The organism is Megalodesulfovibrio gigas DSM 1382 = ATCC 19364 (assembly GCF_000468495.1).
Classification (GTDB): Bacteria; Desulfobacterota; Desulfovibrionia; order Desulfovibrionales; family Desulfovibrionaceae; genus Megalodesulfovibrio; species Megalodesulfovibrio gigas.
Map to the genome: position 1 here is coordinate 552690 of NC_022444.1, position 13797 is coordinate 566486.

At 62.5% G+C, this 13797-nt stretch carries 12 protein-coding genes; 4 read left to right on the top strand and 8 right to left on the bottom strand.

Annotation, left to right across the window (positions count from 1 at the left end; all coding sequences use genetic code 11):
* Positions 1-12 precede the first annotated feature (12 nt).
* From flgK to DGI_RS02470, 8 genes are read right to left on the bottom strand one after another with little or no spacing between them, the layout of a single operon-like run.
* On the bottom strand, positions 13-2163 hold the full coding sequence (gene flgK, locus DGI_RS02430) for a flagellar hook-associated protein FlgK (RefSeq protein ID WP_021759067.1): 2151 nt from the start codon (positions 2161-2163) through the stop codon (positions 13-15).
* A gap of 39 nt (positions 2164-2202) precedes the next feature.
* The gene (flgN, locus tag DGI_RS02435) at positions 2203-2739 is read right to left on the bottom strand and encodes a flagellar export chaperone FlgN (protein ID WP_021759068.1); all 537 of its coding nucleotides are present in this window, start codon (positions 2737-2739) and stop codon (positions 2203-2205) included.
* Positions 2740-2776: 37 nt separating this feature from the next.
* Positions 2777-4225: a peptidoglycan DD-metalloendopeptidase family protein gene (locus DGI_RS19170; RefSeq protein WP_021759069.1), complete on the bottom strand. Its 1449-nt coding sequence runs from the start codon at positions 4223-4225 to the stop codon at positions 2777-2779.
* A gap of 1 nt (position 4226) precedes the next feature.
* On the bottom strand, positions 4227-5333 hold the full coding sequence (locus tag DGI_RS02450; RefSeq protein ID WP_021759070.1) for a flagellar basal body P-ring protein FlgI: 1107 nt from the start codon (positions 5331-5333) through the stop codon (positions 4227-4229).
* Between the two features lie 58 nt (positions 5334-5391).
* Complete coding sequence (locus tag DGI_RS02455; RefSeq protein ID WP_021759071.1) at positions 5392-6114, bottom strand: flagellar basal body L-ring protein FlgH; 723 nt, start codon at positions 6112-6114, stop codon at positions 5392-5394.
* Between the two features lie 19 nt (positions 6115-6133).
* Entirely contained in the window at positions 6134-7117 is a 984-nt protein-coding gene (gene flgA, locus DGI_RS02460; protein ID WP_021759072.1) for a flagellar basal body P-ring formation chaperone FlgA, read from the bottom strand.
* Between the two features lie 12 nt (positions 7118-7129).
* Positions 7130-7912, bottom strand: coding sequence for a flagellar basal-body rod protein FlgG (flgG, locus tag DGI_RS02465; protein WP_021759073.1), 783 nt, complete (start codon positions 7910-7912; stop codon positions 7130-7132).
* Between the two features lie 34 nt (positions 7913-7946).
* Positions 7947-8732 carry a flagellar hook-basal body protein gene (locus DGI_RS02470; RefSeq protein ID WP_021759074.1) on the bottom strand — a complete coding sequence of 262 codons (786 nt, stop codon included), beginning with the start codon at positions 8730-8732 and terminating at the stop codon, positions 7947-7949.
* Between the two features lie 405 nt (positions 8733-9137).
* On the opposite strand from DGI_RS02470, the gene DGI_RS02475 reads away from it, so the two are divergent.
* The 4 genes from DGI_RS02475 (at position 9138) to DGI_RS02490 (ending at position 13783) form a co-directional block, all read left to right on the top strand.
* Positions 9138-10190 (top strand): TRAP transporter substrate-binding protein, encoded by a 1053-nt coding sequence (locus DGI_RS02475; RefSeq protein WP_021759075.1) that lies wholly within the window; start codon positions 9138-9140, stop codon positions 10188-10190.
* Between the two features lie 269 nt (positions 10191-10459).
* Entirely contained in the window at positions 10460-10969 is a 510-nt protein-coding gene (locus DGI_RS02480; protein ID WP_021759076.1) for a TRAP transporter small permease subunit, read from the top strand.
* Positions 10969-12291: a TRAP transporter large permease gene (locus DGI_RS02485; protein ID WP_021759077.1), complete on the top strand. Its 1323-nt coding sequence runs from the start codon at positions 10969-10971 to the stop codon at positions 12289-12291. Before DGI_RS02480 ends, DGI_RS02485 begins: the two co-directional genes overlap by 1 nt.
* Before the next feature lie 130 nt (positions 12292-12421).
* Positions 12422-13783, top strand: a complete 1362-nt coding sequence (locus tag DGI_RS02490; protein ID WP_021759078.1) for an ethanolamine ammonia-lyase subunit EutB — start codon at positions 12422-12424, stop codon at positions 13781-13783.
* The last annotated feature ends 14 nt before the right edge of the window (positions 13784-13797 follow it).

Here is a 13797-nt window from a genome sequence, read left to right on the forward strand (position 1 = left end):
GACCGCCCCTCCTTACTGCTTGAGCCCGAGGACGATCTGCAACATCTCGTCCGCCGTGGTAATGAGTTTTGCCGCGGCCTGGTAGGAGCTTTGGTACTTCACCAAGGCTGCCATTTCTTCATCCAGGTTCACGCCGGCCACGGACTGCTGCCGTTCATCCAATGAGTCTGCCAGGGATTTGCTGTAGCTCCAGCCGAACTGGGCTCCGGCGGTATCCGTACCGGCAGCGGAGACCAGGGTGGCGTAATAGTCGCCCAGGGTCTGGTTGGAGCTGGTCCCGAAGGAGCTGATGATGGTCACATTCTGCGTCTGCAGTTTGGCGATGGCCTGCGCGACGGAGTTGTCCCCGAAGTTGACTTCCCCGGCGCCGTTGATGTGCCCGGCGTTGACGCGATCCGCGCTGGCGAGCACGGCGGGGTTGATGGCCAGATCCGACACCCCCTCGCCCGTGAAGTACGTGTTCAGGCCAAGGGCGGCGGTGAGTCCCACGGTATCCGACCCCAGGGCGAAGGAATAGCCGCTCTGGGCGCGAATGCGCAGCTGGTTGTTGACGATGTCCGCTGTCAAATAGTCGCCGTAGGTGTTGTTGACGGCGTCGCGGACGTCCTCCATCGAATGGATGCTGGGATCGAAATTCTGCACGCCCGGGGTGGCAGAATCGAAGTCCAGCGGGCCGAAGGAGGTGGGCGCGGCGTTGGACACCAGTTCCCCGTTGGCGATGTCGTACACGTACACGCTGACGTTGCCGGGCGTCTTGTTCATGTATTCCGCAAAGGCCAGCCCCGAGGAGTTGGAGCCCAGGGCCAGGCTGGTGGAATTCACGGAATAGGTGCCCAGCATTTCCGTCACCGCCACCAGGCCGGCACCCTGGCTGTGCTGACGGTTGACGTTCCAGATGAGGCTCTTGGCCACGGCGTCCAGCTTGTCGCGGTAGCCGCCCACGGTGGGGCCGGAGAAGTTCATGAGCGCCGAGAGAGAACCGGTGGTGAGCCGGGAACTGTCCACGGTGCCGTCGCCGCGCAGCACGGGCGTGATGTTCATCTTGCTGGCGGTGTTCTCGTACCAGTACAGGCCGTTGCGGGGCATGACGGAAAACTTGTCGCCCACGGCCATGGGCTGAGTGGCGTCATCAAACCAGATTTCGAGGTCGCGCACCTGCACCTTGCCGGATTCCGGCCGGGCATCAAACCGCAGTTCCTGGCCGTTTGCGTCGGTCAGCCAGGTGCTGCCGCCATCCAGGGAGACGCGGAACTGCGCGGCGCTGCCGTCCGTGGCGTTGGTGACTGCGCCGGCCTTGACCACCTCGATGGTGTATTCGAAATCATCAGACCCGGAGAAATTGACCATGCCGTCGAACGTGGACTGCGTGGTGAGCGCCTTGGACGCCTGCGGGCCTTCATAGGCGATGCGGTAGGCTTCGCCGCCCTGGACCAGCGTATGCCCGGCTGTGGTGGTGACGACAATATCCCCGCCAAGGCCGGTGGTGCCCAGGCCGCGGTTGACGATCTTGATATCCATCAGCTCGGAGAGCTGGCGCAGGGCCTGGTCGCGCTGATCGTACAGGGCGTTGGCGTTGTTGGAGCCGGGGATATCGTAGTTGTTGATCTGGCTGTTCAGGTCGGCAATGGTATCGAGCAGGGTGTTGGCGATGTCCACCTGCTGGAGGGCCTGCTCGTCCGCAAGCTGCTGGAGCTGTTGCAGGTCGCCGTCCATGTTCTGAAACAGGCTGATGAGCCCCTGGGTATCGCCCAGCAGTTGTTCGCGGGTGGCGTAATCTTCGGGGCGCAGGGCCAGATCGTTCCAGTCCGCAAAGAACTTGTTCAGGGAAGCGGCAAGGCCGTCCGTGTTGGATTCGTTGAACAGCCCGTCCACGGAGCTGAGGTTGTCGTACAGGGTCTGGTAGTAGAGCTCGCGGGAGTGCTTGTCCAGGTACTGGGATTCCACGAATTCATCGTAATTGCGGACCACCTCCTTGGCCACCACGCCCGTGCCGAGCTGGCCCGGGATGTTGTTCAGGGAGATGTTTTCTTGGAACACCACCGAGCGCCGGCTGTACCCGACGGTGTTGACGTTGGAAATATTGGACCCGGTGGTCTCAATGGCGGCCTGGGCCCCAAAGAGCGCCCACTTGCCCATATCGAGAATGGAACTGACACCTGGCATACTGCCTCCCTTCTGCGCTCGGCACGGCGCGACGGCGTGTTACAGACGACCCTGCACCAGGGCAGCAGCGCCCCGGGATTTGCGCATGGCTCCCTTGCGCGAATACACCTCGCCGTTTTCGGGCTGGATTTCCTTGTGCATGAAATCCAGGAGGCTCTTGCTCTGATCGTACAATCCAAGGGCCAGGGCGGTGTTTTTCTCCGCCTGTCTGGCGCAGTGCTGCTCGGCATCGTCCACCAGTTTCAGAAGTGTTTCGTACACCTCCACCAGCGCCACTTCCGGCGCAAAGACCGGCAGGCCCTGGATGTGATCGAAATCCGACAGCAGGGTCCTGGCGCCCAGTTCCGGCGGCAGGTCGGCCATCAAGGCCCTGAGCCGACGGCCCTGCAGCATGGCTCGCACGGCGTGCCGCTCGTCCACAATCTGGCGCATCAGTTCGTGAATGGAAAACTCGATGGTGGCCACAGCCTGCGGCTGACGCTCCGCGAGCAGGGAAAACTCTTCCTGCTGCAAATGATCCAGGACCAGCAGCGCTTTCCACTGGCGAAGAAGACGTTCGATGAGGGCGCGATGCATGGCGACTCCTGCGTGTATAATTTATCTGCTCGTGTTTTCAGCTTCTGTTGGCCTTGTCTGTCCCGGCCAGCAGGTGTTCCTTGACCTGCTGGGGGTCCCAGGCCAAGCCACCTTGCCGGATTTCAAAATGCAGGTGCGGTCCCGTGGTGCGGCCAGACTGCCCCACCGTTGCAATTTGCTGGCCAGCCTTGACCACCTGGCCCGGCTTCACTGCCAAGTCCCTGGCATGCCCGTAAAAAGTTCTCCAGCCCCCGGCGTGTTCCAGCACCACGGTGTTGCCGTATTGCCCGCCGCTGCCGGCAAAAACGACCGTCCCATCCCAGCATGCGCCCACTGGCGCGCCTTCCGCGGCCTTGATGTCCACCCCGGAGTGCCAGGCCCGCTTGCCGGTGAACGGATCGTCGCGCCAGCCAAAGGTGGAGGTGACTTCACCCTGCACGGGATCCGTGATGAGCGGCATGTTGGAGCGGCGTCCTTCGCGGGCAGTGCGAGCGGGACGGGCGGCTTGCGAGGTTTGCGAAGCCTGCGGATTCTGGGCGTCCTGCGGGATCTGGGCGGTGCGATCCGCCCGGGTGTAGGCCTCGGCGGCCCGGCTCTGGGCTGCGTTGGAAGCGGCTGGCATCAACTGTTCCGCCCCGGACGATTCCAGCCCGGACGCAGGCGGCATGTTCCCGGCCTGGGCGATGGGCGCACTGGCCAGGCGTTCACCCAGGGTTTGCCCCCCGGCCTGCATGGCCTGCATATCCAGCGAGGTAAGCTCGCGACCGTCCACGGGCATGTTCGGGTCGAACAGCACGTTCTGCAACGGCGCGGGCTTTTGCAGGTCGATGGCGGGGGCAGGAATGGGCCTGAGTTCCGGCCGCAGCAGCGCTCCCGGCTGCACATCGAAGCCTTCGTCCAGCGGGCCGCCCTGGGCGTCGGCCTGCCCATAAGGCGCATAGGCCACCATGGCCAGACCGGGATCGCTTTCGGCCTGGGGCTGGGCGTCGCGAGTCTGGGCCGCCCCTTCCGCGCTCCATCCATCCCGCGTCCCCCGCACCTGGCTGGCCAGCCGCAACGTATCTGCAACCGCCAGGGGCAAGGGGTTCGTGGGCTTGGAGGGCGAGGTGGCCTTGGAGACTCGCTCCGAGGATTCCTTGAGGTGTTTGTAGAGCATGTCCCCCAGGCCCAGGCCGCCATTGCTGGCCATCTTGTCCATCAGCTCCTTGTCGAACATCTGCTGATAGAAATCCTCCTCCTTGCTGTGGAGGTAGCCTTCCTTGGGCAGGCTCTGGCGCATCTGGGTCCAGATCTTGTTCAGAAAGATGGACTCGAACCCCTGGCACGCCTCCTTGAGCTTGGCGTCCTTGCGTCGGGCCGCGGCCTCGTCGCCGCCGGCGATTTCGTGGCGGATCTGATCCACCTGCCGTCTGCGTGTCAGCAGATCGGCCTGATCCAGGGAGGAAAGGGAGGCGTCCATGATGGCCGCGGTGGGCGTGGTGGTCATGTCAAATCACCTCCAGTTCCGCATGCAGCGCTCCGGCACTCTTGAGGGTGCGCAGGATGGAAATCAGGTCGCGCGGGGTGGCGCCGATGGCGTTGAGCCCGTCCACGATTTCCTGCAGGGTGGCGCCTTCCAGCATGACCAGCCGACGGTTTTCTTCGGTGACGCCGATGTTCGTCTCGGGCGTGACCACTGTTTGCCCGCCGCTGAAGGGACCCGGCTGGGAGACGTTGGCGTTTTCCTGCACCACGATCTGCAGGTTGCCATGCGCCACGGCCACCCGGGACAGCCGCACGTTGCGGCCCAGCACCACGGTGCCGGTCTTTTCGTCCACCACCACCTTTGCCTTGGAATCCGGAGAAATTTCAATGTTTTCCAGGGAGGCCATCAGGGGCACCAGATTGCCCTGGGCCGAGGGCGGCAGGGTGAGCTGGATGGTGGTGATGTCCTTGGGATGGGCGAATTCGCCGCCCATGGTCTGATTGATGCGCTCCACCGCATGCATGGTGGTGGAAAAATCCGCCACGTTCATGTGGATGGAGAGCTCTTCCTGCTGGTTGTATTCGAAGGGGATGGCGCGTTCCACCATGGCCCCGTTGGGGATGCGGCCCACGGTGACCACGTTCTTGGTGGCGCTGGCGGCCGCGCCTTCCACGCTGTAGCCGCCCAGGGCCAGGGACCCCTGGGCCAGACCGTAGACCTTGCCGTCCACGCCTTTCATGGGCGTCATCAGGAGCACGCCGCCCAACAGACTGGAGGAGTCCCCCAGCGACGAGACGGTAACGTCCAGGGTCGTGCCGGGCTTGGCCGAGACGGGCATCTTGGCGGTGACCATCACCGCCGCCACGTTCTTGGGCTTGAGGCTCTTCTTGTCCACAGCCACGCCCAGCTGTTCCAGCATGTTGACCAGGGACTGGATGGTGAATTCGCTCTTGTTGGTGTCACCCGTGCCCGAAAGCCCCACCACCAGACCGTAGCCCACCAGATCGTTGTGGCGCACGCCGCCAAACGTGGCGATGTCCTTGAGGCGCACCGCGCCTGCCGGGGGGACAGCCAGGATCAGCAGCAGAAAGGTGGCGGTAAGCACCACGAACTGGCGAGACAATTTCATGACGGCGCTCCTTGCTTGGAATACGGATGAGCAGACACCATGCCATCCTGAAAAAAACTTAGAATGGCCAAGCGTTGTCCAGCAAACGGGTGAGCCATCCAGCCTTTTGCTTGTCCGCGAGCACGCCCTTGCCGTAGTATTCGATGCGCGCATCAGCCAGGTGGGTGGAGAGCACGGAGTTGTCCGAGGAGATGTCCCGCGGCCGCACCAGCCCGCGCACCACCATGATCTGCGTTTCGTCGTTGATGCGCACTTCCCGTGCGCCTTCCACCTGCATGAGCCCGCCAGGAAGGATCTTTGTCACCCGGGCGGCCACGGTGGCGCTCACGTCTGCCGTGCGCTCGGTGGAGCCTTCGCCCTTGAAGTCACTGGAATCGCCGTACTTCACCAGCGGCGTGGTGCCGGTGGAACCGCTGAGTTTCAAGGGATCGAAGCCCAGCAGCTTGCCGATGCCCACGCTGGTGGCCCCAAAGGCGTTTTCCACACCCAGCTCCTTGGTGCTCTCCTTGGAGGTGTCCGTATTGGCCTCCAGCTTGGAGGTGGAGCTTTCCGTGATGTGCACCAGCACAATATCGCCGATACGGCGGGCGCGGTTGTCGGAGAAGAGGTACTGGGCGTCCCCGGGATTGAACAGCGAGCCGGGATTGCCGGCAGCCTGGGGTTCCATGTCCTCGGCCGGCGGCGGCGTGAGGGTGGGCATGGTTTCCACCTGATTCTTGGACGTGACGCAGCCCGAGGCCAAAAGACCCATGAGCGTCAGGGAAACGAGGCGACGATGCATGGCGTCCTCCTTGTAGTGCTTATTGGACGGTGACCGTACGGGCGTCCCGAACGGTGGCGAAGACGTCGCGGTTGCTTTGCGTGTTCTTGACGAGAATGCGATCGCCCACGGCGCCATCGCCCATGGCCAGGGCCGGCACCCGCAGGGTGACGTAGCGGCCCTGGAAGAGCATTTCCACGGCAGCGCCCTTGGCCACGGCCGGCAACGGTTCCACATCCCCCCGGGTCAGGGGCTGGCCCTGGCCCACGCTGCGGGCCAACCGCCAGGGGCCGGCCTGCAGATTGGCATCCCACAGTTCAGTCTTGGCGTAGGAGGCGTTCTTGCGGGCTGCAGTCAGCATATCCGCAGTGATGGGCTCGCCCTTGGAAAGGGGCCGGGCCGCCACCACCATCTCCTGCCACACATCCAGAAACACGCTGCCCGTGTAGCCCTTGGCCACGCGGCCATCCAGGGTCATTTCCTGAATGCGAAAGCCGATGCGCCCTGGCTGGCAGGTGGCCTGGCTGGGCTGGATGTCCAGACGGTGGGAGGAGTCTTCCACAAAGATGAACTCCGGTCCCTTGAGCTCACGAAATTCCACATCCGTGTTCATGGCGGCGCAGAAGTCCGTCAAGGTTCTGACCACCACGTCCTTGAGGGTCTCCTGATCCAGCACGTGCCCGCCGCGCTGCAGCACCAGGCGCTTGTTCACCAGCACCATGGAGGCCGCCGCCCCAAGATTTTTGGCCACCGCCTGACGGATGGCATCCGGCTGCACGAACATGGGCTTGCCCCGTTCCGACGGCGACTGGAACAGCGGCGTGACGGCCAGTTGCCGCCAGATCTCCTGATCCACCAACCCGATGGGCTTGCCGATGTCGCCCAGGGTGACGACTTCGCCCTCCACCACGGCGGCATCCTTGATGACGACGCGCCAGGTGTCCCCGCCCACGGGCTGGGACGCTCCCACGGCGCACAGGCCCAGGACCAGCATGAGGATGAAGATGCAGATGGACGAACGCATGGCGCCTCCTCGTTACCGCTTGAGGTTGGTGGCGGTCTGCAGCATGGAATCTGAGGTCTGAATGGCCTTGGAGTTGATTTCGTAAGCGCGCTGGCCCACGATCATGTTGACCATTTCATCCACGATTTCCACGTTGCTCATTTCCAGGAATCCCTGGGAAATGGTGCCCACGTTGTTTTCCCCGGGCGTGCCTTCCACGGCGTCGCCGGAGGCTTCCGTGGGCACAAAGAGGTTGCGCCCCGTGGCCTTGAGCCCGGCCGGGTTGACGAAGGTGTACAGGGGGATGTTTGCGGCGGCGAGTTCGTCGCCGTTCTTGTCCAGGGCGGTGATGGCGCCGTCCTGGGTGATCACCACGTTCACCGTCTCTGCCGGCACGGTGAATTCCGGCTGCAGGGTGTAGCCGTTGGCAGTGACAATGGTGCCTTCGTTATCCAGCTTGAACGCGCCGGCGCGGGTGTAGGCTTCCTCGCCGTTGGCATCCACCAGGAAAAAGCCGTCGCCTTCGATGGCCATGTCCAGGGGGTTTTCGGTGTTCTGGTAATCGCCCTGGGAGAAGAACTTGTGCACCGTGGTGGGGCGCACGCCCATGCCTACCTGGATGCCCGTGGGAATGCGGCGACCGCCTTCTGTTTCCGTGCCGGCGATTTTCTGGTCCTGATACAGCAGGTCCTCGAACTCGGCGCGGCTTTTCTTGAAGCCGGTGGTATTCACGTTGGCCAGGTTGTTGGAGATGACGTCGATATTGAGCTGCTGGGCGATCATGCCCGTGGCGGACGTCCAAAGGGAACGCATCATGGCGTGTTTCCTCCTCGGAAAAGCGCGTTATTTTTTAGGAGGTGGACTTGCCCACCTTGGCAATGCTCTTCAAGCAGGTATCGTTGGAGTTGGACATGACCTTTGAATAGGCCTCGAAGGCCCGCTGGGTCTCGATCATGTTGACCATCTCCTCGATGATGTTGATGTTGGCTGCCTCAAGAAAGCCCTGATTGACGGTGGATTGCTGCGCCTCCTGTTCCACCACGGCGCCTTCCTCCCGCGGGCGGTACAGATTCTGGCCGTACTTCTCCAGGGCCACATCCGGGTCCTGGACCTCCACCACATCCAGCTGGGCCGTCAACGCGCCGTCGGCGAAGATCTGCCCGCTTTCGTTGATGTCCACGCGGGTATTGGGTGGCAGCACGATGGCGCCGCCGTCGCCCTGCACCTCAAAGCCATCGGCATTTACCAACGTGCCGTCAGCAGTGAGGTGAAAATTGCCGTTTCTGGTGTAGAGCAGGCCGTCGTCAGTCTGCAGCTTGAAGAATCCCGGGCCGGAAATGGCCACGTCCAAGGGGTTTTCGCTGTTCTTGAAGGAGCCCTGGGAGAAGTCCGTCTTCGTGCCGGCCAGGCGCACCTGCGCCAGGTTCACCGCCTCGGGGAAGAGTTCCTTTTCCCGTACGCTGAGCACGGGCTGGCGAATCTCGTCGTGCGCGTACGAGACAAAGACGTCCTCAAAGGCGAGCTTCTCCTGCTTGAAGCCGGTGGTGTGGGCATTCGCCAAATTGTTGGCGATGATATTCATGCGGTACTCGCACGTCATGGCGCCAAACAATCCGGAAATCATGTCGTTGCGCATGGTTGCGTCTCCTTTTAGTCAGCGGGACGCAGGGATTCTTGCACGGGCCGTGCCAGCGCCCCTCCCCTGCCCTCCTGCATCCCTGAACAGACCTTGCCAGACGCGCGCAAACCAAGTGAACAAGATTGGCAAATTCTAGCCAATCAACCAGATTGCAGCGCTGGATATTTGCTAAAATTGTAAATTAATTTTTGCCCCTGACAATGCGCTATTATGACAACTACCTTGATTATCACGCTATTATGTTACGGCATGGGGATTGCTTTCTGACTGTGGCCTGCCTTGACTCTGCGCAACCAGATGAGGCCATTGAACATGCCTGTTTTCGTATAGTCTGGGTTGTGCAGCGGCATGCGGTTTCTTCATGGACGCGCTGAAGCGCGCAACTCGCAAAGGAGTGGGACGATGGAAAGACGTGATTTTCTCAAGAAAGCCGGCGTCGGCGCCACGGCTGCCGCAGCTGCCACCGTGGTCAACGCGCCGTATGTCCACTGCCAATCCAAAACCGCCATCAAGTGGCGGCTGCAGACATACGCCGGCCCGGCCCTGGCCGAACACGTCATCAAGCCGCAGATCGATGCGTTCAACAAGGCGGCCAAGGGCGAGATGATCATCGAGCTGTACAACTCCGACCAGCTCGTGCCCACCAGCGAACTGTTCCGCGCCATGCAGCGTGGCACCATTGATGCCGTACAAAGTGATGACGATTCCATCGGCGCGCCCGTGGATGTGGCCGTGTTTGCGGCCTATTTCCCCTTTGCCTCGCGCTATTCCCTGGATGTGCCCACCCTGTTCAACCACTACGGGCTCAAGGAAATCTGGGAAGAGGCGTACAAGGAAGTCCAGGGCGTGACCTGGCTTGGCGCCGGCGCCTGGGACCCCTGCAACTTCGCCACCCGCGAGCCCATCCGCAGCATGAAGGATTTGTCCGGCAAGCGGGTGTTTACCTTCCCCACTGGCGGCCGCTTCCTGCAGCGCTTTGGCGTGGTGCCCGTGACCCTGCCCTGGGAAGATGTGCAGGTGGCCCTGCAGACGGGCGAGCTGGACGGCATTGCCTGGTCCGGCATTACCGAATGCTACACCGTGGGCTGGGCCGATGTGACCAAGTACTACCTGACCAACAACATTTCCGGCGCCTGGGCCGGCTCCTATTTCGCCAATTCCGAAAAATGGGAAGCCCTGCCCGAGCATCTCAAGACGCTCTTCCAGCTCAGCATGGACAGCTCCAACTACTACCGCCTGCACTGGTACTGGTGGGGCGAGGCTCACTACCGCACCGCCGGCGGCAAGCTGGAACTGACGTCCATTCCCGACGCCGAATGGCAGACCGTGGAAGACGAAGCCTTCAAGTTCTGGGATGAAATTGCGGCCAAGAGCCCCCGCAACGCCAAGGTGGTGGGCATCCTCAAGCAGTATGTCGATGTCATGCGCCGGGCGGGCAAGCCGTACCGCTACTAGGGCACGATATCTTTAAAAAGAGTCCGTGGGGGAAAACCTTTCTATAGAAAGGTTCTTCCCCCAAGCCCCCTTTCCAAAGACTTTTATGGTGATTCAAGATCACTCTCAAAGTGTTGAAAGGGGAACGCGAGAGAAGGGGAGCACCTTTTTCAACTGGTTTCCCCATCGCAATGGTCTTTTCAACAGTCATTTGTGCTGACGCGACGTTGCTTCAGGCGGCCCTGCCAGGTGCACGGCCGCATGGATTGCTTTTTCGAGGAGGAACTGCCTTGCTCCGGCCAATTCGAGCCTATGTACGGTTTGTGGACGCGCTGAACACCATCGTGGGCAAGTTCGCCATGCTGCTGATCTTCCTCATGATGGGGATCCTGCTGTGCGAATCCATTTCCCGGACCTTTTTCAACGCCCCGCACATCTGGACCATGGAATCCGCCCAATACACCATGGCGGCCTATTACATGCTCGGCGGCGGCTTTTCCATGCTCTTGCGGGCGCATGTGCGCATGGACGTGCTGTACGGCCGCTGGTTCACCAAAACCAAGGCCAAGGTGGACCGCTTCACCATCTTCTGCATGATCTTCTATCTGATTGTCCTGCTGTACGGCGGCATCTCCAGCACGGCGTATTCCCTGGAATACGGCCAGCACAGCCGCACGGCCTGGGCGCCGCCCCTGGCTCCTGTCAAAATCGTCATGTGCATCGGCATCATCCTGATGCTCCTGCAGGCCATCGCCACCTTTTTCAAGGATCTGGCCAAAGCGCGCGGTGAGGAGTTGTGATGAGTTATGAAATGATTGCGCTGATGATGTTCTCCTCCCTCGTGATGCTGCTGCTCACGGGGCAGCGCTTCTTCGGGGCCGTGGGCTGCGTGGCCGCGGCGGCCTCCATGCTGCTATGGGGCGATGGCGGGGCGGAAATGCCCTTCAACGCCGCCATTGTGCTGCTGAACTGGTACCCGCTGCTCACCCTGCCGCTGTTCATCTTCATGGGGTACATCCTCTCGGAATCCGGCATCGCCAGCGACCTGTACAAGATGTTCCACGTGTTCATGGGACCCATTCCCGGCGGCCTGGCCCTGGGGACCATCATCCTCATGGTGGCCATCTCGGCCATGAACGGGCTCTCCGTGGCCGGCATGGCCATTGGCAGCAGCATCGCCCTGCCGGAAATGCTCAAACGCGGCTACGACAAACGGATGGTCTCCGGCGTCATCCAGGCCGGCAGCTCGTTGGGGATCATGATTCCCCCCAGCATCGTGCTGGTGCTCTACGGGATGATCGCCCGACAGCCCGTGGGCCAACTGTGGCTGGCTGGCGTGTTCCCCGGCCTGCTGCTGGCCACCCTGTTCGCCCTGTACATCATCATTCGCTGCAAGCTGCAGCCGCAGATGGGCCCGGCCTTGAGTGCCGAAGATCGCCAGATGCCCCGCAAGGAGAAGCTCAAGCTGCTGGGTGCAGGCGTGATGCCGCTGTTCATCATCTTTTCGGTGACGGGCCTGTTCATGATGGGCGTGACCAACCTGGTGGAAAGCTCCGCCGTAGGCGCGGCCGCCGCCATGATTGCCGCCGGAGCCAAGCGCCGGCTGAGCCGCAAGGTGATGATGAGTTCCTTGTACAGCACCCTGGGCGTGAGCTGCATGTTCATGTGGATCATCATGGCGGCCCTGAGCTTCGGCGCGGTGTTCGACGGCCTGGGCGCGGTGAACGCCATCAAGTCCGTCTTCCTGGAGCAGTGGGGGCTTTCGCCCTGGGGCGTGCTGATCATGATGCAGATCTCCTACATCATCATGGGCATGTTCCTGGACGACACGGCCATGCTGGTCATCGTGGCGCCGCTGTACATCCCGCTCATCATCCAGCTGGGCTTCAACCCGGTCTGGTACGGCGTGCTGTACACCATCACCTGCCAGATCGCCTACATGACCCCGCCCTTCGGCTACAACCTGTTCCTGATGAAAGCCATGGCCCCGCCACAAATCACCCTGGTGGACATCTACGCCTCCATCGTGCCATTCGTCATTGTCATGGCCACCGGGCTGGGGCTGATCATGGCGTTCCCCGAAATCGCCACCTTCCTGCCCGACCTGTTCTACGCCAAATAGAGCATTTTACTCTTGAAAAAGGATATTGCGAGAGGGGAAANGAGAACTCCTTTCAAAGATACCTTGCTCTAGCATGCCCAGTAATCGGCCGGGAGGCGCGCCCTCCCGGCCATACCACCACCGCCGCCCCATGACAGCATCCTCCCGAACTTCCCTGAAGGAACTGCTGGCCAAGGCCACGCCCCTGCGATCCGGGGACGTGCTGGCCGGCGTGGCCGCGCAGACCGAGGAAGAACGCGTCCGGGCCCAGATGGCCCTGGCCGACGTGCCGCTGACGCGATTTCTCAACGAATGCGTTGTCCCGTATGAAGCGGACGAGGTCACCCGGCTGATCATCGACACCCACGACGCAGACGCCTTCGCCCCGGTGCGATCTTTCACCGTGGGCCAGCTGCGTGACTGGCTGCTGACAGAGGCCGCCGACGCGCCCACCCTGGTCGCCCTGGCCCCGGGCCTGACCCCGGAAATGGTGGCCGCCGTGAGCAAGCTCATGCGGCTGCAGGATCTCATCCTGGTGGCCTCCAAGTGCCGGGTGGTGACGCGTTTTCGCAATACCATCGGCCTGTCCGGCACCTTTTCCGTGCGCCTGCAGCCCAATCACCCCACGGACGACCTCAAAGGCATCGCCGCCTCCACCCTGGACGGGCTGTGCTATGGCTGCGGCGATGCCGTGATCGGCATCAACCCCGCCACGGACAGTCTGGACAACATCATCCGCATCTCCGAGCTGCTGGACGGGCTCATCACCCGGTTTGCCATCCCGGCCCAGACCTGCGTGCTCACCCACGTCACCACCACCATGGAGGCCATCGCCCGCGGCGCGCCCGTGGATCTCTGCTTCCAGTCCATCGCCGGCACGCAGCAGGCCAATGCCAGTTTCGGCATCAGCCTGGCCCTGCTGCAGGAGGCCCTGGAAGCCACGCGATCCCTGCAGCGCGGCACGGTGGGCAACAACGTCATGTACTTCGAAACCGGCCAGGGCAGCGCCCTGTCTGCCGGGGCGCATCATGGGGTGGATCAGCAGACCCTGGAAGTCCGGGCCTATGCCGTGGCCCGGCGCTTTGAACCGCTGCTGGTGAACACCGTGGTGGGCTTCATCGGGCCGGAATATCTGTACAACGGCAAGCAGATTCTGCGCGCCGGCCTGGAGGACCACTGCTGCGGCAAGCTCCTGGGCCTGCCCATGGGCGTGGATGTCTGCTACACCAACCACGCCGAGGCCGACCAGGACGACATGGACGCCCTGCTGACCCTCCTGGGCACGGCCGGCTGCACATTCGTCATGGGCATTCCCGGCGCCGACGACATCATGCTCAATTACCAGTCCACCTCCTTTCACGATGCCGCCTACCTGCGCCGGCTCCTGGGCCGGACGCCTGCGCCGGAGTTCGCCGCCTGGCTGGAAACCGTGGGCGTGCTCGATCCCGACGGCCGGCTGCTGCCCGTGGCCGCCGGCAACCGGCTGCTGGCCTTGTCCGACGGCATCCGCTGACACAGGGGAGACAG